Genomic DNA, 21,180 nt, shown 5'->3' with positions numbered 1-21,180 from the left:
CGGTCAGCCCGCCGACGCCGGGCCGAATCTGGCGACGACCGTACGGTCCGCCGTCACCGGCACGGAGAGCGTCGGCGCGGCGCTGCCGGTGTCGGTGCCGTCCAGCGTCCAGCCGAGCAGCCGGAAGCCGCGCGCCGGAAGCGCGGTGGCGGTCACCGTGTCGCCCTTCTCGTAGCGGCCGGGCTCGGTGGCGTTGCCGGTGATCCGGACGCTGCCGCCGGTCGCAGGGTCCGCGCCCGCCGTCACGGACTGCTGCGTCATGTTGATCGCCATGATCCCGTACAGCTTCGCGGGACCGGCCGACGTCGTGCCGTTGTAGCGCAGCACGTTGAGCGCCTCCACCGAGGCGGACGCGCCCGCGGTGACGGTGTGGCCGCCGTCGCCGAGGTTGTCCGTGCCCAGGTTGAAGGCGTGGACGTCGCCGGAGTCGACCACCAGGCCGTTGTGCATGCCGTAGCCGAAGACGTCGAGGACCGTCAGGCCGCGGGCGCCGTCGACGTGCACCAGGTCGGTGCGCTTGCGGGTCCAGCCGTCGATGGTCTGCGGGAAGACGTCGCCGTCCAGACCCCAGTCCGGGATGCCGAAGCCGACCCGGTTCACCGAATTGCCGTTGGTCAGGACGCCCTCGATCGAGCCGCCGTCGCCGCGGCCCACCGAGATGCCCCGGTTGAGGAAGCCGCCGGTGAGCTTGCGGACGACGAAGCCGTCGTTGCGGTGCGCGGCCAGGTCCACGCCGTTCCAGGCGTTGGTCAGGCCGACGTCGACGACGTAGGTGCCGCGGCCCGCGCCGCGGATGTCGTAGGGGTAGGGGACGTAGCCGGTGGCCGGGTTGTTCTCCGGGTGGAAGACCCGCAGCCCGCGCACCCCTGCGCCGTTGCCGTCCAGGGTGACGAAGGCGGTGGCCGTGTCGGCGTCGGGCGCGTTCCTGCCCTCGTACGCGAACAGGACGGTGCCGGCGCTCGCGCCGCTCAGGTCGCGGTTCGGGGAGGCGGCGGCGCCGCGCAGCTCCACCCCGGCGGGCACCCGCAGATGGCCGGCCACGCGGTACCAGCCCGCGGGCAGGTAGACCAGGCCGCCGCCCTGGCGGCCCGCCCGGTCCAGGACCTGCTGGATCGCCCCGGTGGCGTCGGCGGCCGGCTGGTAGCCGACGCCGTGCGGCGCCGCGCTCGCGACGTAGAGGACCGCCCGCTCGGGCGCCGGTGTGCTCGGCGGGCCGTCGTAGGACGGCACCTTGCCGGGGAGTTCGACCACGGTGCCGGTGGTGGGGCCGGTCAGGGTGGTGCCGGTGACCTTCACGTAGCCGGCCGAGGCGTTGCGCACCGAGGCGGTGCTGCCCTGGAGGGTGCTGTCGCCCAGCGTCATGCCCCAGCGGCTGTCGATGTCGTCCACCTGGAGGGCGACATCGGTCCGCAGCACCCTGGTCTGGACGAAGGCGCCGACGAAGGACGCGCGCTGGCCCTTCACCACCTGGATGCCGGTGCGGTAGTCCGACAGCGCGATCCGGGAGAACTGGTCCCACTCCAGGTCGCCGAGTACGAATCCGGTGCCGTTGGCGCGGGTCCAGCGGTCGAGCACGGCCCGCTTCGGCGGGTGGAAGGCGGCCGGCGCCTGCGCCCAGTAGGAGTTGGAGAAGGTCATGTCCTGCCAGGTGCCGACGTCGGCGCCGTTGTAGGCGCGGGCGCCCTCGGCCAGCACCGTGCCCTTGATGTCGGAGAGCGTCGCCGACTCGTGGACCTGGCCCTGCACGGCGGGTTCACCGCGGTCGCTGGCCAGCGTCGAGACGCCGACACCCTTGTAGGAGTCGAGCATCGTGACATGCGCGACCGTGGACATCATGTAGTTCTGGTCGCCCTGCCAGGCCCGGCCGGGGATCTCGAAGGTGTAGTTGTACGGCACCGGGCGGGTGGCGCTCTGGTTCGGGTAGTAGGTGGTCAGGCCCTGGACCGAGGCGCTGCCGCCGACCCGGAAGAGCACCGGGCCGTCGGCGCCGGGCGGCAGGTCCGCGCGGATCAGCGTCCCGTAGCCGCCCTTGCCGCGGTCGGGGTCGCGCCGGTCGCCGCGCAGTGAGCAGAAGGCCGGGATCTCCACGGTGGTGGTGACGCGGTAGGTGCCCGCGCCCAGCCACACCGTGCCGCCGCCCGCGTCCTGGCAGTCGTAGAGCGCGGACTGCACGGCGCCGGTGGCGTCCCTGCGCCCGGTGGCGTCGGCGCCGTAGTCGCGGACGTCGAAGTCGGCGACCACCGGGCCGTCGGCCGGGTAGCGGGTGGCGACCAGCTTCGGGTGCCCGGTGACGACCCGCTGGTCGTGGATCTCCAGCTCGGCGAGGCCGACCTTCGTGGCGCCCGCGGAATAGCCGTGGACCGCCAGCCGTACCCAGCGGGCGGTCGTCGCGGGGAAGGCGGTGGTGAAGACCGCGCCGGGTCCTGTGCTGCCGGTGCGGCCCGCGTCGGTGAAGTGCGTGCCGTCGCGGGAGACCTGGACGGTGTAGTCGGCGGAGAAGGCGCCGGTCCAGCTGGCCTGGACCTCGGTGAAGCGCTTGGCGGCGCCCAGGTCCACGGTGAAGGTCTCGCCTTTGCCCGCGTCGCCGCTGACCCACGCGGTGCCGCCGTTGCCGTCGATCGCCGCGGCCGGGGACGACCCGGCGGCGGTGGACGAGGCGGTGGCGGTGCCGGTGTGCGCCAGGTCGGTGTTCACCGCGGCGGCGTGGAAGGCGTCGAGCGCGGCGGCCAGCGCGTGGAAGGCGGTACGCGCCTGCTCGTCGGTGACGCCGGTGCCGTCCGCGACGGCGCGGGCCGCGTCGGCGGCCTGCTTGAGCGTGTCCTTGGCGCCCGCCGGGTACTGCCCGTCGCGGGTACCCTCGCGGGCCGCCGCGTAGGCGGTGTCGGCCTGCGCGACCAGCTGCTTGAGGCCGGTCGTCGGATCGAGCGCGGTCGGCAGCGCGGTCACCGAGACCCGGGCGGCCTTGAGTTCGCCGGCGCCGCCGCCGGTGGTGATCCGGAAGTCCGAGCCGTTGGAGCGGTTGGTGAGGATCGCGTCGTCCAGCAGGAAGGTGTGGGTCTTCCAGGTCCCCGAGTCGCCGTAGGTGAAGAGCGGCGACTGCTTGAACATCTGCGGGATGGTGTCGCCCGGGGAGTCGTATTCGAGCTGGATCGAGCCGTTGCCGCTGTCGAAGTAGTCGATGCTGACGGCGACCGGGTCGTGGTTGTCGTAGAGCGTGCCGTCGTCCACGTTCATGTAGAAGAAGCCGGTCTCGGCGCCCGGGGTGCCGCGGTCGGTGCCCCAGTAGCCGCGGCCGTCCTGCACGCCGGTGACCAGGTGGGTGTCGTTGTCGCCGGCCCTGGGGGTGACGCCGTGCGTGTCGACGGCGGTGCCGAGGTTCACCGACAGGCCCGCGGCCACCCGGATCGCGGCGACCGTGACGTCGGCGGGAGCGTCGCCCTGGACGCCGGCTATCCGCAGCTGGCGGCCCGCGGAGAAGTCCGCGGGAATCGAGAACGCCTCGGTCTTGAAGGCCCCCGAGCCGCCGAGCGCGGTGCTGCCCAGCACCTCGCCCGCGCCCCGGGTCAGCCGCAGGGCGCCGCTGCCCGCGTCCTGGTAGGTGACGGCGACGGTCAGCTGATCGGCCGTCACCGCACCGGTGTACTCCTGGTCGAGGTCGAACGCCAGATAGCCGGTGCCGGCCGCGACATCGGTGCGCCAGTACGGCGTACCGTCCTGCGTCCCGGTCCGCAGGCCGCCGGCGTCGTCCCCGGCGGTGGCGGTCAGCCCGAGGGTGAAGGGCCGCGGGCCGAGGTCGGCGCCGACCCCGAGCGGATAGAGCGAGGGCGCGGCGGCCGACGCCGGGAGCGAGGCCGGCAGCAGCAGCGCGACGGCCGTGAGCAGCAGCAGGGCGGGCGCGCGCAGCAGCGCCCTGATACGCGTACGTCTGGGTGGCACGGACAACCTCCGAGGATCACGATGGGGCGTGCGGGTCAGGGGTCGTGCGGATGGTGCCCGCCTGCTTCCCGACGGGCGCAGGCGTGGGGGCCGCCGCCCCCGTCCGCCGTGGGGCGGGCCGGGGGCGGCGCGGTACCGGCCGTGCCGGGTGTCAGGACCGGCGCAGCCGGAGCGTCAGGATCTGGAAGGGCCGCAGGGCGAGCGGGAAGGCGCCGCCGGTGTCCGCGTCGAGCCGGTCCACCGGGTTCTCCAGCAGATCGGTGATCTCCGCGCCGGCCACCGCGAAGTCGGTACGCAGCGATCCGCGGGCCGTACCGCCGCGCGACTCGTACAGCCGCACCACGACGTCGCCCGACCGGTCGTCGGCGAGCTTGACGGTCTCCACGGTGATGTCCGGGTTGTCCACGCCGATCAGCGGGGCCCCGCCGGCCGGCGCGGCGCCCGCGGGACGCAGCGGCAGGTTGAGCGCGTAGCCCGCCGCGACGGCGTCGCCGATGCCGGCGCCGACCACCAGCGCGTAGCTGAACCGGTGCCGGCCGCGGTCGGCCTGCGGGTCGGGGCTGTGCGGGGAGCGCAGCAGCGACAGGCGCAGGGTGGTCGTGGTGCCGCCGTCGTCGCGGGACTGCCGGGACACATCGTGGCCGTAGGTGGAGTCGTTGACGACCGCCGCGCCCCAGCCGTGCTCGCCGATGTGCACCCAGCGGTGCGCCCACAGCTCGAAACGGGCCGCGTCCCAGCTGGTGTTCTCGTGGGTGGGGCGCCGCACATGCCCGAACTGGATCTCCGCGCTCTCGGTGTCGGCGTGCACATTGACCGGCCAGGCGGCCTTGAGGAGGGTGTCGCGCTCCTGCCAGTCGATATCGGTCCTGACCGTCAGCCGGTCGCTGCCCGCGGTCAGTTCCAGGTGCTGCACCAGGTGCGAGGCGCCGAAGGCCCGCTCCACCCGGACGGCGGCCAGCAGCGGCCCCGGCTCGGTCAGCTCCACCGACACCGCCTCGGTGAGGTCCCTGACGGTGTCCCGGTAGTAGCCGTCGATGTTCCAGGCGCTCCACAGGTTCGGGTCGTCGGGGTGCAGTTGCAGCAGATTGCCCGCGCTGCCGGGGGCGATGGCCTCCCGGCCGGCCCGCAGGTCCACGGCGGAGCGCACCAGGCCGTCGGCGTCGATCCGTACCCGCAGCACCCCGTTGTCCAGCACGGTCGTGCCGTCCTCGGTGCTCGCGGTGACCGGCGGCAGTCCGCAGGCCACGGCCCGGCCGCTGCCCAGCGCCGGCGCCTCCACCAGCACGGCCCGCCGCCCGTCGGAGAGCGGCTGGCCCTCCTGCGGCCCCGTTCCGGCCGGCACTACGGTCACCTCGCGGCGCGCGTAGGGCCCGGCGTTGAAGAAGGCCAGGCCCTCGCCGCCGTCCAGCGCGGTGCCGATCACCTCGGCCAGCTCCGCCTGGAGCTCGGCGTGCACCGCCTCGGCCTCCTGGTGCACCCAGGCGATCGAGGAGCCCGGCAGGATGTCGTGGAACTGGTGCAGCAGCACCCGCTGCCAGATCGACTCCAGACGCTCGTACGGGTAGGGCGTCCCGCCGCGCAGTGCCGCGGCCACCGACCACAGCTCGGCCTCCCGCAGCAGCGCCTCGGCCCGCCGGTTGCCGCGTTTGGTGCGGGCCTGGCTGGTGTACGTACCGCGGTGGTTCTCCAGGTACAGCTCGCCGCGCCAGACCGGCAGCCGGTCGTATTCGGCGCGGGCCGCAGCGAAGAAGTCCGCGGGGTCGCCGACCTCGACCCGGGTGGAGCCTTCGAGGTCGCGCAGCCTGCGGGCCTTCTCCAGCATCTCCCGGGTGGGGCCGCCGCCGCCGTCGCCGAAGCCGAAGGGGGCCAGCGAGCGGGTCGCGGCGCCCTTGTCGGCGAAGTTGCTCTCGGCGTGCGCCAGTTCGGCGCCGGTCAGGCTGGCGTTGTAGGTGTCGACCGGCGGGAAGTGGGTGAAGATCCGGGTGCCGTCGATGCCCTCCCAGTCGAAAGTGTGGTGCGGCAGCCGGTTGGTCTCGTTCCACGACAGCTTCTGAGTGAGGAACCAGCTCGCCCCGGCCAGCTTCGCCAGCTGCGGGTAGGCGGCGGTGTAGCCGAAGGAGTCCGGCAGCCACACCCCCTCCTGCGCGATGCCGAACTCCTCGGCGAAGAAGCGCCGGCCGAGGATCAGCTGCCGGGCCAGCGCCTCACCGCCGGGCAGGTTGCCGTCGGCCTCCACCCACATACCGCCGACCGGCGCCCAGTTGCCCTCGGTGACGGCCTTCTTGATCCGCTCGAAGATCTCCGGGCGGCGCTCCTTGATCCAGGCGTACTGCTGCGCGGAGGAGCAGGCGAAGACCAGCTCCGGATACTCCTCGGCGAGCGTCGTCATATTGGTGAAGGTGCGCGCGCACTTGCGCACGGTCTCCCGGATCGGCCACAGCCACGCGGAGTCGATGTGCGCGTGGCCCACCGCGGTGACGGTGTGCGCGGAGGCGTACGCGGGCCTGGACAGGACGTCGGCGAGCAGGTCGCGGGCGGCGGGCGCGGTGCCCGCCACGTCCTTGACGTCGACCGCGTCGATCGCGCGGGCCAGCGCGCGCAGGATCTCGTGCCGGCGCGAACCGTCCGCGGGCAGCTGCCGCATCAGCTCGTCCAGCACCTCCATGTCGTGCAGCAGGTGCCACACCGCGTTCTCGCGCACCGCGACGTGCGCGGCCCGCAGCCGGTACAGGTGGGCGGTGCCCGCGGTCTCCCTGGACCCGAAGTGGGTGCCGACCGATTTCGCGCCCTCGATCATCGGGTTGGCGGCCAGTTCCACCAGCAGGTCCACCGGCTCCCCGCCGGCCGCCGGTTCGGCGAGCAGCACACTGCGGTGGTGCGGGTGCAGACCCTGGAGCGGGGAGCCGGCGCCGTCGTGCACGAAGCCCTCGGCCTGCCCGCCGGGACCCATCGACAGGTCGAAGCCCAGGTCGAAGACCGCCTCGACGCGCCGGCCCGCCCATTGCGGCGGGATGCGGCCGGTGACCTTGAGCCAGCTGGTCGACCAGGGGCCGCCCCAGGTGTCGCCGATCGCCATGGGGGAATAGTTCGCGCTCAGGGCGTCGGCCACCGGGACGGGCTCGCCGGGGACGTGCCACACGGCCAGGCCGAGGTCCGCGGTGTCCCCGTAGAGGGCCGGCCTGACCACCTGGGCCAGGAATTTGGTGATCCGCTCTTGGACGATGTGCCGGTCGTCATGCACTGATGTGCTCTTTCTGCCGGGGTGGGTTCCGCCAGGTGCGCCGGGGGACGAACCCCAGCAGATCGGTGCAGGCGGTCGTGTCGAACAGGGTGCCGTGCCCGGTGACCGAGGGCGGTACGGGCACGCCCGGGTGGTGGGCGGCCATCAGGTCCGCGGACGGCACGGTGGACGTGGTGTCGGCCGCGGTGACGTTGACGACCCGGGAGCCGCGGCTGTCGCCCTCGACCGCCAGCCGGATCGCCCGCGCCGCGTCGAGGGTGTGCAGCCAGCCCCACAGGTCGTGCCGCTGCGCGGCGGGGTCGGCGGCGCAGGCGGCGAGGAAGTGGTCGAGCCGGTCGCCGGTGCCGGTGAAGGGGAAGCGCATGCACACCGCGTCGAGGCCCCAGCGCCGGTGCGCCGCCGCCGCGATCTCCTCAAGGACCACCTTGGACAGCCCGTAGGGGTCGCGGACCAGGCTCGGATGCGCCTCGTCCAGCGGTACGTACGCCGGTGAGACCGGCACCGGCGACCAGGCGAGGCCGGCCGCCGCCATGCTGGAGGCGGCCACCACCCGGCGCACCCCGGCCGCGCCCGCCTCGTCGAAGACCCGGTGCGCGGTCAGGCAGTTGGCGGCGAACAGCGCGCTGCGGTCGTCCACGTTGGGGTGCGGGATCGCCCCGAGGTGGACCACCGCCTCGGCGCCGTCCATCGCCTTGCGCACCAGGTCCGGGTCCTGGAGGTCACCGGTGTGCACCCGTTCGGCCCGCGGTTCCCCGACCGGCACCAGGTCGGTCAGCACCACCTGGTGCCCGGCCGCGAGGAGTTCGTCGGTGACATGGCCGCCGATGTGCCCGGCGGCCCCGGTGACGAGGATCCGCATCAGCCCTTCACCGCCCCGACCAGGCCGTTGACGAAGTAGCGCTGCAGGCTCAGGAAGAGCAGGATCACCGGCACCACCACGATCAGCGCGCCGGCCATCAGGTTGTTGTAGTGCGGCACGTTCTCCGACGCGAGCGTCTGCAGGCCCAGCGGCAGGGTGTAGGTGCTCTCGTTGTTCAGCGACACCCTGGTCAGCAGGTACTCGTTCCAGGTCGGGATCGCGGTGATCAGTGCCACCGTGATCAGCGCGGGCCGGGTCAGCGGCAGGTAGATGCGGGTGAAGATGTGGAACTCGTTGGCGCCGTCCACCCGCGCCGACTCCCGCAGCTCCTTGGGCACCGAGGTGAAGGCACCGGTCATCAGCAGTACCGACAGCGGCGCCCCGCCGTTGACGAAGGGCAGCACCAGGCCCATATGGGTGCCCAGGATGCCCATCTTGTTCTCCAGCAGCACGATCGGCAGCATCACCGTGACACCGGGGACGAAGAGCAGCGCCACGAAGAGCTTCTGCAGCGCTCCGCGGCCGGGGAAGTCCAGCACCGCGAAGGCGTAGCCGGCGGCCGCGTAGACCACCAGCGTCAGCACCACGGTCAGCGCGGAGACTTCGAGGCTGTTCATGAAGTAGCGGAAGAAGTGCAGCTGGTTCCAGGTGTCGGCCAGCGTGTCGAACGTGGGGTGGTGCGGGATCAGATGGCCGCCGCGCACCACCTCGACCTGGTCCTTGAAGGCGGCCGAGACCATCCACAGGAAGGGGTAGATGCTGATCACCCCGTAGAGCGCGAGCAGCGCGCCGACCAGTACCCGGGCGCTGATCCTGCGGGCGCGCACCGCTCCGGTGCCGGGCGGGCCGGGCCTGCGCGGGGGCCGAGAGGTGAAGGGAATCGTTGTCATGTCTTGCTCCGCATGACTCGCAGGTTGATCAGCGCGATGACCAGCGCGGCGGCGAAGAGGATCCAGCCGAGCGCACTGGCCAGACCGAGGGTCGGCGCGAGGTCCTTGAGGAAGGCCAGCCGGTAGGCCTCAAGGCCGAGCACGTTGGTGTGGTCGCCGGGGCCGCCGTTGGTCATCACCAGGAAGGTCTGGAAGCCCTGCAGCGAGTCGCGCAGGTTCAGCAGCACCACGATCGAGGTGATCGGCCGCACCAGCGGCCACACCACCGAGACATTGGTACGCCACCATCCGGCGCCGTCCAGCTGCGAGGCTTCCAGCACACTGCGGTCGATGCCCTGCAGGCCGGTCAGGTACAGCAGCATCGCCACCGGCACCGCGCCCCACACGGTGACCACGATCATGGTGGGCAGCGCGGTGTGCGGATTGCCGAGCCAGCCCTGCGGCTGGGACAGCGAGCCCATGCCGAGGCTGCCGAGCACGGTGTTGACCGCGCCGTCCGGCTGGAGGATGTACTGCCAGGCGAAGAAGACCGCGACGCCGCTGGTCACGTACGGCACGAAGTAGACCGAGCGCAGCACGCCCTGCATCCGCTTGGCCGAGTTGAGCAGCACCGCCAGCGGGAAGGACACCAGCACGGTCAGCAGCGGGACGGCGATCATCACGTACAGCGTGTGCACGGCCGCGTGGTGCAGCCGCGGGGCGTAGGCCGGGTTCTGCCAGAGCAGGTCCTTGTAGTTCTGCACGCCCACCCAGGTCCAGTGCGGCGCGAAGCCGTTCCAGCGGGCGAAGCTCAGCAGGAAGCCGTACCCCACGGTGTACAGGCCCATGACCGCGAAGAGGATCACGGCGGGGGCGACGAACAGGTAACCGGAGACTGCCTCGTAGGTGCGGCGGCGCGGGACGCGCCGGCCGCTTCCGGGGCCGGCCGCGCCGGCCGGCCGGGGAGCGGGTCCCCGGCCGGCGGCGGCCGTCTCCGTCAGTGCGGGACGGGGTGCGGTGGTCACTTGGCCGTCGCCCAGAAGGAGTTCTCCAGCTTGGCCATGGCCTTGCCGGTGGCGTCCACGCTCTTCTGCTTGAGCGGGGTCAGGTCTGCCAGGATCTCCGCCATCGAGTCCTGGTCGTAGTTGCCGGGCCGGAAGTCGTTCAGGCTCGGGTCGTACGTGGTCTCAGGGGTGCCGGCGAAGGCCTTGGTCATGTCGGCGAGCGTCGCGCCCATCACCGAGGCGGCGTCCGCGCCGAGTTCGGTGGACGGCACCTCGGTGGCGTCCTTGGCGAACTTCGAGGCGACGGAGGGCTGCGCCAGGAACTTCATCCACTTCTCGGCGTTCTCCGGGTGGCTGCTGGTGGCCGAGACCGTCAGGCCGGTGAGCGCCAGCGGGCCGAGGGCCGGCTTGGGCACGGCGCCGCCCTGCGGGCCGGGGATGCCGAAGGCCATCACGTCGTCGGGGTTCATGCCGTTCTGCTCCAGGAAGGCCAGCGTGAAGGTGCCGCCGATGTCCCAGGCGGACTTGCCCTGCGCGAAGGCCTGGTCGGCCGCGTCGATGTCCAGGCTCTGGGTGCCGGGCATCCAGTACGGCTGGAGCTGCGCGTACTGGCCGAGCACCTTCTGGCCGTTCGGCGAGGAGAAGTCGCCGGACGCGTCCTTGCCGAAGAGCGCGTGGTATTTGTCGGTGCCCAGCTCGCCGAAGGCCAGCGGCTGGAGCACCCAGGTCAGACCGGTGGCCTTGACCTTCAGACCGAGGCTGACCCCGCCGTTCTTCGGGTCCTTGGCGGTGGTCGCCCTGAGGTCGGCGAGGAATTCCTCGTAGCTGGCCGGGGGCTTGGTGATGCCCGCGGCGGCCAGCGCCTTCTTGTTGCCCATCACGATGCCGAAGGTGCCCGAGGTCAGCGGGACGCTGAAGCGCTGGCCCTCGGTGACGCCGTGCGACTTGGAGTCGGCGGGCAGGGACTCCTTGTACTTGGCGGGGGTCACCGTGCCGGAGGTCTGGACGCCCTTCTGGTACAGGCCGCTCCAGTCGCTGCCGACCTCCTTCGATATGTCGCGGGCGATACCGGTTGCGCCCAGGGCCAGATCCTCGCCGTCGGAGTGGACTTCGAGCACGTCGGGCAGGTCGTGGGTCTTGGCGGCGGCCTGCACCTTGGTGGTGTAGGCGTCGTCGGGGCCGTAGGCCTGGACGGTGACCGTGATGCCGGTCTGCTTCTTGAACTCGGCGGCGGCGTTCTTCAGCGCCGCGACGTGCGACTGCTTGAAGGTCCACATGGTGAGCGACTTGGCGTCGCCCGATCCGGAGGAACCGCCGCCGCAGGCAGCCAGCGGGCTCAGCGACAGGGCCGTCGCCACAGCCACAGCGGCAAATCTGGTTCTCGGGGTAAAACGTGCGAATGGTGTGCGCATGGGCCCCTACCTAGGCTCCGGTCGTTCAGAAGACCGAATGACGTTGGAGTGACTGAACTTAGGGTCGTGTTTGGTATAGCGTCAAGACGCGCGCTGAGGTGAGATGGGCACAGCGCGGCCGTGAGGCGTCGGCGCGGGGAGCGGAGGATCAGTGGAATCGGTGGCAGAAGCGGCGCGTGGGCGGAAGCCCGAAGAGGTCAAGTCCGCGGCTCGGGTCCTGGAGGTGCTCGAACTGCTCGGGGTGCGGGGCGCGCGGCTCTCGCTCGCGGAGATGGCCGCGGCCATGGCCGTGCCCAAGAGCAGCCTGCACGCGATCCTGCGGACCATGGAGGCCCGCAGATGGGTCGATCTGGACCCCTCGGGCACGCGCTACGGCATCGGCCTCAAGGCGCTGCTGACGGGTACGGCCTACCTGGAGGGCGACGACGTCACCAGCCTCGCGGGGCCCGTGCTCGACGCGCTCGCGGAGGAGACCGGCGAGGCCGTGCACCTGGGCAGGCTGGACGGCAAGGATGTGGTCTACCTGGCCAAACGCGAGTCCAGGCACGCCCTTCGGATGTATTCGGCGGTCGGCCGCAGGCTGCCCGCGCACGCCACGGGACTGGGCAAGGCGGTGCTCTCGCAGTTCGACCACGCCGAGGTGCAGCGCCGGCTCGACTGGCCCCTGGAGCGGCTGACCCCCAGTACCGTCACCGACCCCGACGCCTTCCTCGCCCAGCTCGCCGAGACCCGGCTGCGCGGCTGGGCGGTGGACGACGGTGAGAACTCGGTCGACATCCGCTGTGTCGCGGTGCCGCTCGGCGGTGGCCAGGGCATGGACGCGATCAGCTGCTCCGCGCCCAAGAGCCGGATGGACGACGCCCGGCTCGAAGAGGTCGCGCAGGCCGTGACCGAGGCCGCGCACAGTCTGAGCACCCTGCTCAAACGCCTCGGACAGCACTGATCCTGACGCTCTGTTCCCCGGCCGGTCCTCATTTGTCATATGCATTGACAAACTCGGACCGGCCTCCCTACGTTCGGGAGTCAGTACGTCATTCCGCTATCTGCACGTGGGAGTCACCCATGGCATTGCCTGATGCCGGCCTCGCGCCGCTCGCACCCGCACCCTGGGTCGAGGAGCGTGGTGCCACCGTCCGCATCACGGCCGTTCGCACGTTCCTGACAGCTCCGCACGGCTGTCCCCACCTCATCGTCCGCGTCGAGACCAGCGACCCGGGACTCTACGGCCTCGGCTGCGCGAGCGACCCCCAGCGTACGCTCGCCGTCCGCTCGGTCCTCGACGACTACGTCGCCCCGCTGCTCGTCGGCCGCGACCCCGACGACATCGAGGACATCCACCGGCTGCTGCTCAACAGCGCCTACTGGCGCGGCGGCTCGATCACCGGCAACGCGCTCGGCGGCGTCGACGTCGCCCTGTGGGACCTCAAGGCCAAGCGCCTCGGGGCGCCGCTGCACTCGCTGTTCGGCGGCCGGGTGCGCACCTTCGCCGAGGCCTACACCCATGTCGACGGCCGCGACGCGGCCGAGATCGCCGACAAGGTGCTGGCCGCCCGCGAACGCGGCTACCGGCACGTCAGGATCCAGGCCGCGGTCCCCGGCGCCGACACCTACGGCGCCGCGGGCGGCGGCACCGCCGATCCGGAGGCGGTACGCACCCGGCGCGCGCCCTGGGACAGCGCCGGCTATCTGCGGCACGTGCCCGCGGTGCTCACCCGGGTACGGGAGATCGTCGGCGACGGCGTCGAGCTGCTGCACGACGTGCACGAGCGGCTCGACCCGCGGCAGGCCAGGGACTTCCTGCGGCGGATCGAGGACGCCGGGCTGTACTTCGTCGAGGACCTGCTCGCGCCCGAGGACGCCGGGCACTTCAAGCGGCTGCACGACGCCTCGCCCGTACCGCTCGCGGTCGGCGAGCTCTTCCACGACCCGGCGCAGTTCACCGCCCTGCTGGCCGGGCCCGACATCGACTTCGCCCGGATCAGGGTGCCCACCCTCGGCGGGCTGACCCCGGCACGGAAGATCGCGGCGCTGTGCGAGCTGCGCGGCGTACGCCTGGCACCGCACGGCCCGGCCGACGTCAGCCCGGTCGCGCAGGCCGCGACCCTGGCGATGGACGTCTCCAGCCACGCCTTCGGGGTGCAGGAGGCAGCGGCCTTCAAGCCGGCCGTGCACGAGGTCTTCCCCGGCACGGTCACCGCCCGGGACGGCGGACTGCGCCCCAACGAGGCCCCCGGCCACGGCGTCGGCTTCGACGAGGCCGAGGCGAGGAAGTACCCCGTACCCGAACCGCTGGCCCACGACCGCTGGGCCCTGCTGCGCAACACCGATGGGAGCGTGCAACGCCCGTGACCGACCCGATTCGCAAGGCCCTTGTCGTCCGCGGCGGCTGGGAGGGGCATGCGCCGGTGGAGATCACCGACCTGTTCCTGCCCTTCCTCAAGGACCAGGGCTTCGCCGTCGAGATCTCCGACTCGCTCGACGTGTACGCCGACGCCGCGCTGCTGGCCGCGACCGATCTGGTCGTCCAGTGCTGGACGATGGGCGAGATCACCGCTGAGCAGAGCCGGGGCCTGGCCGACGCGGTCCGCGCCGGCACCGGCTTCGCCGGCTGGCACGGCGGGATCATCGACTCCTTCCGCGGCGACGTGGACTACCAGCGGCTGACCGGCGGCCAGTTCCTGATGCACCCGCCGGGCTTCGTGGACTACACCGTCCACCTGGCGCCCCCCGGCCACCGGATCACCGCGGGCCTGGCGGACTTCGCCGTGCACACCGAGCACTACTGGGTGGCCACCGACCCGGCCAACGAGGTTCTGGCCAGCACGGTCTTCCCGGCCGGCGGCGACCGGGCGCAGGATGTGGTGATGCCCCAGGTGTGGACCAGGACCTGTGGGGCGGGGCGGGTCTTCGTCTCCGCGATCGGCCACAAGGCCGACGACTTCGACGTGCCCGAGGTGCGGGCGATCACCGAGAGGGGACTGCTGTGGGCGAGCCGCTGAGGGTCGGCATGGTGGGCGCGGGCAAGATCAGCGGCCAGTACCTGGACACCGTCGCCCGCCTCGACGGGCTGCGGCTGACTGCGGTCACCGACCTGGACCCCGCCCGCGCCAAGGAGGCGGCGGAGCGATCCGGCGCCGAGGTGGCGGGCGGCGTCGGGGAGCTGGTCGCCAGGGACGACGTGGACGCGGTGCTCAACCTGACCGTCCCCGCCGTCCACGCCGAGGTCGCGCTGGCCGCGATCGCCGCGGGCAAGCACGTCTACGGCGAGAAGCCGCTGGCCACCACCCGCGCGGAGGCCACCGCCGTCCTGACCGCGGCGCGCACCGCGGGCGTACGCGTCGGCAGCGCCCCCGACACCGTGCTCGGCACCGGCACCCAGACCGCGCGCAAGGCGGTGGACGACGGGCTGATCGGCGTCCCGGTCGCGGCGACCGCCTTCATGACCACCGCGGGACACGAGGCCTGGCACCCCGACCCGGAGTTCTACTACCGGCCGGGCGGCGGCCCGCTGCTCGACATGGGGCCCTACTACCTGTCGGCGCTGGTGCACCTGCTCGGCCCGGTCGTCAAGGTCACCGGAGCCGCCGCCACCCCGCGCGCCGAGCGGGAGATCGGCAGCGGGCCGCGGGCCGGGCAGCGCTTCGCCGTCGAGGTCGACACCCATGTGACGGGCGTGCTGGAGCACGCGGGCGGCGCGCTCTCCACGCTGGTCATGAGCTTCGACATCCACGCCGCCCACCTGCCGCGGATCGAGGTGCACGGCACCGCCGGGTCGCTCGGAGTGCCCGACCCGAACGGCTTCGAGGGGCCGGTGGAGCTGTTCACCGCCGGGTCGTGGCAGCCGCTGCCGGTCTCGGCCGGCTACCGGGGCGCCGGGCGCGGCACCGGACTGGCCGACCTGGCGGCGGCGGTGGCCGAGGACCGGCCGCACCTGGCGTCGGCCGAGGTCGCCGAGCACGTCCTCGACGTGATGCTCACCCTGCTCGACGCGGCGCACGAGGGCAGGGCGCTGCCGGTGGCGAGCAGCTGCGAGCGGCCCGCCCCGGTGCCGCTCACCGGCTGACCGCGGGACCCGGGAGGGGCGCGGCGGAGCACGGGGAGGCGGCGGAAAGAGCCGGTCATGGGGGCCGGATCTCTCCGCCGCCTTTTCGTGCGGCCGGTGTCACGTCAATTAATGGACGAAGAATGCCCAATCCGGCGGGAAATTCACCTGACAAAGGTGTTCTTGCAGGTCACGACCAGCGGGAAAGCCGAATTCGGCGCAAGCGTTGACTTGATAACACACATGGTTTTACATAGCGGTTACTGGCTGGACAGGAAGGGCTGCCCATGCATGACCGGATCACGTCCGGGGAGGAGCGGACCGCCGCCTTCCTCGCCGAACGGCTGCGCCCCGCGCTGTATCCGCAGCGGCTGCCCATGGACGTCGGCGCCTGGCACATCGCGGGCGAACCGGTGCCCGTGGAGCTGGCCCTGCGCGCCGACTACGTCCCCTTCACCGTGGGCGAGCCATGGGGCCGCCCCTGGGCGACCAGCTGGTTCGACGTCCGCGCGACCGTGCCGGAGCGGTGGGCGGGCCGCCGGGTCGAGGCACTGATCGACCTCGGCTCGCAGGACGGCGCCGGCGCCCTGGCCGGGCGCGCCGAGGGCCTGGTCCACGACGAGCACGGCATCCCCCTGCAAGGCCTGCACCCGCACCTCGACGCGGTCCTGCTGCACCGCTCCGCGACCGGCGGCGAGAGCGTCAGGCTGCTGGTCGAGGCCGCCGCCAACCCGCGGATCGAGGGCGGCACCGGCGCGGGCACCCGTTACGGCGACCCCGCCACCGCGGGCGACACCCCGCTGTACCGGCTGCGCCGCGCCGACCTGGCGGTACGCGACGACACCGTCTGGCAGCTGATCCACGACTTCGAGACGCTCGGCGGCCTGATGCGGGCGCTGCCCGCCGACACACCCCGCAGGCACGAGATACGTGTGGCGCTGGAGCGGGCCGTCGCCGCCGTCGACCCGCGGGCCGTCGCCAGGACCGCGGACCGCGCGCGTACGGTGCTCGCCCCGCTGCTGGCCCGCCGCGCCCACGAGTCCGCCCACCGCCTCGACGCGGTCGGGCACGCGCACATCGACTCCGCCTGGCTGTGGCCGGTCCGCGAGACCGTACGCAAGTGCGCCCGCACCTTCAGCACCATGGCCGCGCTCGCCGACGAATACCCCGAACTGATCGTCGCCGCCTCGGCCGCGCAGCACTACGCCTGGATGAAGGACCACCAGCCGCACGTCTTCGAGCGGATCCGCAAGGCCGTCGCCCACGGCAACTGGGCGCCGGTCGGCGGCATGTGGGTCGAGGCCGACGCGGAGATGCCCGGCGGCGAGGCGCTGGTGCGGCAGTTCGTCCACGGGCGGCGCTTCTTCCGCGACGAGCTGGGCGTGGAGAGCGACGGGGTGTGGCTGCCCGACGCGTCGGGCGCGTCCGCGGCCTTTCCGCAGCTCGCCGCGCTGTCCGGGGCCAAGTGGTTCCTCAGCAGGCGCCCCGACGCCGGCTCGGGACCCGACCACCACACCTTCCGCTGGGAGGGCATCGACGGCACCCGGCTGTTCACCCACCTCGCGCCGGGCGGCCCCGAGGGCAGCGCCCTGACCGGCGGCGACGTCACCGCGGCGGTCGCGGACTTCGCCGAGATGGGCGCCGCCACCCGCTCGCTGCTGCCCTTCGGCCGCGGCGACGGCGGCCCCGACCGGGACATGATGGAGCGCGCCCGCCGGCTCGCCGACCTCGAAGGCGCCCCCCAGGTTTCCGTGCGTTCCCCCGCGCGCTTCTTCCGCGACGCGGAAGCCGAATACGCCGCCGCCCCGGTGTGGCGCGGCGAGATCGACCTGACGCCGCACGGCGGCTCCTACACCAGCCAGGCCCGCACCAAACGCGGCAACCGGCGCAGCGAGGCACTGCTGCACGAGGCGGAGCTGTGGTCGGCGACCGCGGCCATATGCCACGGCGTCCCCTATCCCCACGACGAGCTGGAGCGGCTGTGGAAGAAGGTGCTGCTCCAGCAGTGCCACGACATCCTGCCCGGCACCTCGATCGCCTGGGTGCACGGCGAGGCCGAGCTGACCCACCGCGATGTGCAGCGGCGCCTCGACCGGCTCATCCGGCGGGCCGCGGGCGACCCGGAGGGCGCGAGCGTGCTCAATTCCGGTCCGCACGCGCGCCGCGAGGTCGTCGTCCTGCCCGCGCCCGAGGCCGGCGCCGGATCCCCGCCCGCCCACGGGCAGCCGCTGCCCGACGGCCGGATCGCCGTCATGGCGCAGGCGCCCGCCTTCGGCGGCGGCCCCGCGGGACTGCCGCTGGGCGGCACCGCGCCGGTCACCGTCACCCCCGCCGGCGGCGGCGGCCACCTCCTGGACAACGGGCTGCTGCGGGTGCGCGTCGACGCCGAGGGCCTGGTGCGCTCCGCCGTCGACCTGGCCACGGGACGCGACGCGGTCGCCCCCGGCGAGGCGGGCAACCTGCTGCAACTGCACCGCGACGAGCCCGCCGACTGGAGCGCGCTGCACCTCGACCCCGGCTACCGCAGCACCTGCCGCGACCTGGACACCGCCGGGAGCGTCGAGGTGACGGCGGCGGGCCCGCTGCTCGCCGCGGTCCGGGTGACCCGCGGCACCGGTCGCTCCACCGTGGTCCAGGAGCTGTCGCTGAGCGCCGGCAGCCGGGCGCTGGCGGTGGACACCGAGGTCGACTGGCGCGAGCAGGACACGGTGCTCAAGGCCGCCTGGCCGCTCGACGTGCACGCCGAGCACAGCCGCGCCGAGGTCCAGTTCGGGCATGTCGCCCGGCCCACCCACGAGAACACCGCCCGGGACGCCGCCCGCCAGGAGGCCGTCGCACACCGCTGGATCCACGTCGGCGAGCACGGCTTCGGCGTGGCCCTGGCCTGCGACGCGACCTACGGCTACGACGTCACCCGGCACACCCGCGCCGACGGCGGCACCACCACCGTGGTCCGCAGCACCCTGCTGCGCGCCCCGCACAGCCCCGACCCGCACGCCGACCGCGGCCTCCAGCACTTCCGGCACACCCTGCGGCCCGGCGCCGACGTCGGCGACGCCATCGCCGAGGGATACGCCCTCAACCTCCCGCTGCGGCCCGGCCCCGGCACACCGGCGCCGCCCCCGCTGATCGCCGCCGACCACCCGGGAGTGCTGGTCGAGACCGTCAAACTCGCCGACGACCGCAGCGGCGACGTCGTGGTCAGGCTCTACGAGTCGCGCGGCGGCCGGACCCGCACCACCCTGACCGCGGGCTTCCCCGTGACCGCCGTCCACGAGACCGACCTGCTGGAGTCCCCGCTGACCGCCCGTCCGCACGACGCCGACCGCGTACCGCTGACGCTGCGCCCCTTCCAGATCCTCACCCTGCGCCTGACCCCGGCCGCCGCCCGGGACGCCGGGGTGAGCCGTGGCTGACGCACCGACAGGCACAGGCACAGCCACCGCCGCCGCCGACAGCCGCGAACTGCTGCGCGGCTGGGCGACCGGCAACGGGCCGATGGCCGTACGCGCCCGGGTCGTGCTGCTCGCCGAGGAAGGAGTGCGGGACGCCGAGATCGCCCGCCGGCTCGGCATCTCCCGGCAGACCGTGGGCACCTGGCGGCACCGCTGGCAGAGCGCGGGCCTGCCCGGGCTCGAACAGCGCCCGCGCACCGGCCGGCCCGCCACCGTGGACGAGGCCGAGGTCGTCACCCGCGCCCTGCTCGCGCCCGGCGGCAGCGGCGCCGGGCGGGCCATCGCCCGCGAACTCGGCCTGTCGCACGCCACCGTGGCCGCGATCCGCCGCCGCTGGCAGCTCACCGCGGACGCGGGACCCGGCCCCTTCGTGCCGACCGTGCCGCCGCTGCCCGGCGCCGACGTCTGGGTGCTCGGCCTGTACGCCGACGCCCGGCGCGCGGTGCTGCTGGCCGGCACCCGGCCCGCCGCGGCGGCTGCCGCGGGGCCTGCCGCGACCGTGATCGGCGAGGACGTGCTCGCCGGGCTCGGCCGCGCGCTCGACGCGCTGGGCCCGGCGGACGGACCGGCCGGGCAGGAGCGGACGCAGCACCCGGAGCAGGACGGCCTGGCCGCCTTCCTGTCCGCCGCCGCCGAGCACCACCCGGACATCGCGCTGCACGCGATCACCCTGTGGGACGCCGGCGCCGGCGAGCGCGGCCAGCAGCCGCCGGCCGGGACGGCCGGCGGCCCCAGCGTCCACCTGCTGCCTGCCAGGTCGTCCTGGCGCGGCTTCCTGCGCGCGATGGTCGCGCTGGACAGCACCAGCCACCCCGAGTCGTCCCGCCGGGTCTATCTGGACCTGATCGCGGCGCTCCAGCAGGCCGAGGGGCCGGTCGGCTGGCTGCGGGAGAGCGTCGCGGGACACCTGCGGTCGCCGCGCGCCGCGGTGCCGGAGGGGGGCACCGCGGGCGCGGCGGCGCGCCCGCCGTCGTCGAGCGGCGTCAACCAGATCGACCTGGGCTCCTTCAACGAGTGCGTGGTCATCGAGTCGGTGCGGCTGTCCGGCACGATCACCCGCGGCGAGATCGCCCACCGCACGGGCCTGACCCAGCAGTCGGTGTCCAGGATCGCCCGCTCGCTGCTCGACCGGGGCATCCTGGTGGAGGACGCCCAGCGCCGGGCCACCTCCGGCAAACCGCGCACCCCGGTCCGGCTGTGCGGCACCGCGGCCCACGCGCTCGGGCTGCACATCGACCCCGAGGTGCTCACCGCGGTCGTCATCGACCTGGACGGCGCGATCGTGTGCACCTGCACCCGGCCGGTCAGCGCCGACATCGACCCGGGCGAATTCGTCGCCCAGGTCGTCGCGCTGGGCCGCGAGGCGCTGGAGAAGGCGCGCGGCGCGGTGCGCGAGGACGGCTTCCTCGGTATCGGCGTCGCGGTACCGGGCCCGGTGGACATCGCCTCGGGCACGGTGCTCGACCCGCCGCTGATGTCGGCCTGGAACGACCTGCCGCTGCTGTACCTGCTCCAGGACCACTTCCCGTGCCCGGTGATCATCGAGAAGGACTCGCTGGCCGCGGCGGCGGGGGAGCGGTGGATCGGACGCGACCGCAGGGCACGCGACTTCGCCTACCTCTACCTCGGTACGGGAGTCGGCTCGGGCCTCTACCTCAACGGTGACCTCTACCGCGGGGTGAGCGCCAACGCCGGGGAATTCGGCCAGCTGTGCGCCATCGCGCTGGGCCGGGTCGGCGCGGACGGCAGGCCCGAGGTGCTGCCCGAGTGCAACCCGCCGGTCTCCGTACCGGACTTCGCGGCCCGCCGCGGCCTGCGGGGCGCGGGCGGCGCCGGCGGCAGTACAGCCGCCTACCGGGCGGTGGGCCGGGCCGCGGCGGCGGGCGACGAGGCGGCGGCCGGGGCGCTGCGCGAGGTCGCGGGCGCGATCGGGCGCGGCGCGCTCGGCCTGGTCGATCTGCTGGACATCGATCTGATCGTGCTGGGCGGCCCGTTCTTCACCGACGACGCGGCGCCCTTCTACCTGGAGGAGATCGGCCGGGTGGTGAACGACTTCCCGCAGGCGCGCCGGCTGCGGCAGGTCGAGGTGGAGCGCTCGGTGCTCAGCGCGGAGGCCGCGGCGGTCGGCGCCGCCTCGACCATCTTCCACGCCACCTTCACCCCGCGGCTGCGCGGCCGGGACCGCTCCTGACTTATGTCGTCATCGAGCCGAATCGTCCTATGAATCCGGCCGCCACTCTTGACCTTGCGTCAAAGGTGGCCACACACTGCCCAGTTGTTACCGCAATCCCCGGATCTTTCTTCGGACTTGCACGGAAGTCCGCCGATCGTCCGGGCCCCTGCTCGATGACGACGGAGGCAG

At 73.3% G+C, this 21,180-nt stretch carries 12 protein-coding genes; 6 read left to right on the top strand and 6 right to left on the bottom strand.

The features are described from left to right. Window positions 1-3: 3 nt before the first annotated feature. From OHA86_RS08865 to OHA86_RS08840, 6 genes are all read right to left on the bottom strand, one after another. Window positions 4-3,936, bottom strand: coding sequence for a discoidin domain-containing protein (locus tag OHA86_RS08865; RefSeq protein WP_329173925.1), 3,933 nt, complete (start codon window positions 3,934-3,936; stop codon window positions 4-6). 151 nt (window positions 3,937-4,087) lie between these two features. Continuing rightward, window positions 4,088-7,177 (bottom strand): alpha-mannosidase, encoded by a 3,090-nt coding sequence (locus tag OHA86_RS08860; protein ID WP_329173923.1) that lies wholly within the window; start codon window positions 7,175-7,177, stop codon window positions 4,088-4,090. Then, the gene (locus OHA86_RS08855) at window positions 7,170-8,036 is read right to left on the bottom strand and encodes an NAD-dependent epimerase/dehydratase family protein (protein ID WP_329173921.1); all 867 of its coding nucleotides are present in this window, start codon (window positions 8,034-8,036) and stop codon (window positions 7,170-7,172) included. Before OHA86_RS08855 ends, OHA86_RS08860 begins: the two co-directional genes overlap by 8 nt. Next, window positions 8,036-8,926: a carbohydrate ABC transporter permease gene (locus OHA86_RS08850; protein WP_329173919.1), complete on the bottom strand. Its 891-nt coding sequence runs from the start codon at window positions 8,924-8,926 to the stop codon at window positions 8,036-8,038. Before OHA86_RS08850 ends, OHA86_RS08855 begins: the two co-directional genes overlap by 1 nt. Then, a complete protein-coding gene (locus OHA86_RS08845; RefSeq protein WP_329173917.1) occupies window positions 8,923-9,930 on the bottom strand; it encodes a carbohydrate ABC transporter permease in 1,008 nt (335 codons plus the stop codon). The genes OHA86_RS08850 and OHA86_RS08845 overlap by 4 nt, the downstream gene beginning before the upstream one ends. Continuing rightward, window positions 9,927-11,273, bottom strand: a complete 1,347-nt coding sequence (locus OHA86_RS08840) for an ABC transporter substrate-binding protein (protein ID WP_329173915.1) — start codon at window positions 11,271-11,273, stop codon at window positions 9,927-9,929. Before OHA86_RS08840 ends, OHA86_RS08845 begins: the two co-directional genes overlap by 4 nt. Before the next feature lie 208 nt (window positions 11,274-11,481). Here OHA86_RS08840 and OHA86_RS08835 point away from each other — a divergent pair, with 208 nt between their 5' ends. The 6 genes from OHA86_RS08835 (at window position 11,482) to OHA86_RS08810 (ending at window position 21,009) form a co-directional block, all read left to right on the top strand. After that, window positions 11,482-12,264 carry an IclR family transcriptional regulator gene (locus tag OHA86_RS08835; protein ID WP_329173913.1) on the top strand — a complete coding sequence of 261 codons (783 nt, stop codon included), beginning with the start codon at window positions 11,482-11,484 and terminating at the stop codon, window positions 12,262-12,264. A 119-nt stretch (window positions 12,265-12,383) separates the two neighbouring features. Beyond that, a complete protein-coding gene (locus OHA86_RS08830) occupies window positions 12,384-13,670 on the top strand; it encodes an enolase C-terminal domain-like protein (protein WP_329173911.1) in 1,287 nt (428 codons plus the stop codon). Continuing rightward, entirely contained in the window at window positions 13,667-14,320 is a 654-nt protein-coding gene (locus OHA86_RS08825) for a ThuA domain-containing protein (RefSeq protein WP_329173909.1), read from the top strand. The genes OHA86_RS08830 and OHA86_RS08825 overlap by 4 nt, the downstream gene beginning before the upstream one ends. Further along, a complete protein-coding gene (locus OHA86_RS08820; RefSeq protein ID WP_329173908.1) occupies window positions 14,305-15,384 on the top strand; it encodes a Gfo/Idh/MocA family protein in 1,080 nt (359 codons plus the stop codon). Before OHA86_RS08825 ends, OHA86_RS08820 begins: the two co-directional genes overlap by 16 nt. A 266-nt stretch (window positions 15,385-15,650) precedes the next feature. Next, window positions 15,651-18,779, top strand: a complete 3,129-nt coding sequence (locus OHA86_RS08815) for an alpha-mannosidase (protein WP_329173906.1) — start codon at window positions 15,651-15,653, stop codon at window positions 18,777-18,779. Beyond that, window positions 18,772-21,009 carry an ROK family protein gene (locus OHA86_RS08810; RefSeq protein ID WP_329173903.1) on the top strand — a complete coding sequence of 746 codons (2,238 nt, stop codon included), beginning with the start codon at window positions 18,772-18,774 and terminating at the stop codon, window positions 21,007-21,009. The genes OHA86_RS08815 and OHA86_RS08810 overlap by 8 nt, the downstream gene beginning before the upstream one ends. Window positions 21,010-21,180: the final 171 nt, after the last annotated feature.

Origin of the sequence: Streptomyces sp. NBC_01477 (genome assembly GCF_036227245.1) — a bacterium.
Lineage (GTDB): Bacteria > Actinomycetota > Actinomycetes > Streptomycetales > Streptomycetaceae > Actinacidiphila.
Note: the sequence above shows the minus strand (reverse complement) of the source record. Positions and strands in the feature narration are given on the sequence as shown.

Excerpts from the sequence above, each read along its gene's own strand:
- OHA86_RS08815 (WP_329173906.1), top strand. The coding sequence starts at position 15,651 with ATGCATGACCGGATCACGTCCGGGGAGGAGCGGACCGCCGCCTTCCTC.
- OHA86_RS08830 (WP_329173911.1), top strand. The coding sequence starts at position 12,384 with ATGGCATTGCCTGATGCCGGCCTCGCGCCGCTCGCACCCGCACCCTGG.
- OHA86_RS08850 (WP_329173919.1), bottom strand. The coding sequence starts at position 8,926 with ATGACAACGATTCCCTTCACCTCTCGGCCCCCGCGCAGGCCCGGCCCG.
- OHA86_RS08855 (WP_329173921.1), bottom strand. The coding sequence starts at position 8,036 with ATGCGGATCCTCGTCACCGGGGCCGCCGGGCACATCGGCGGCCATGTC.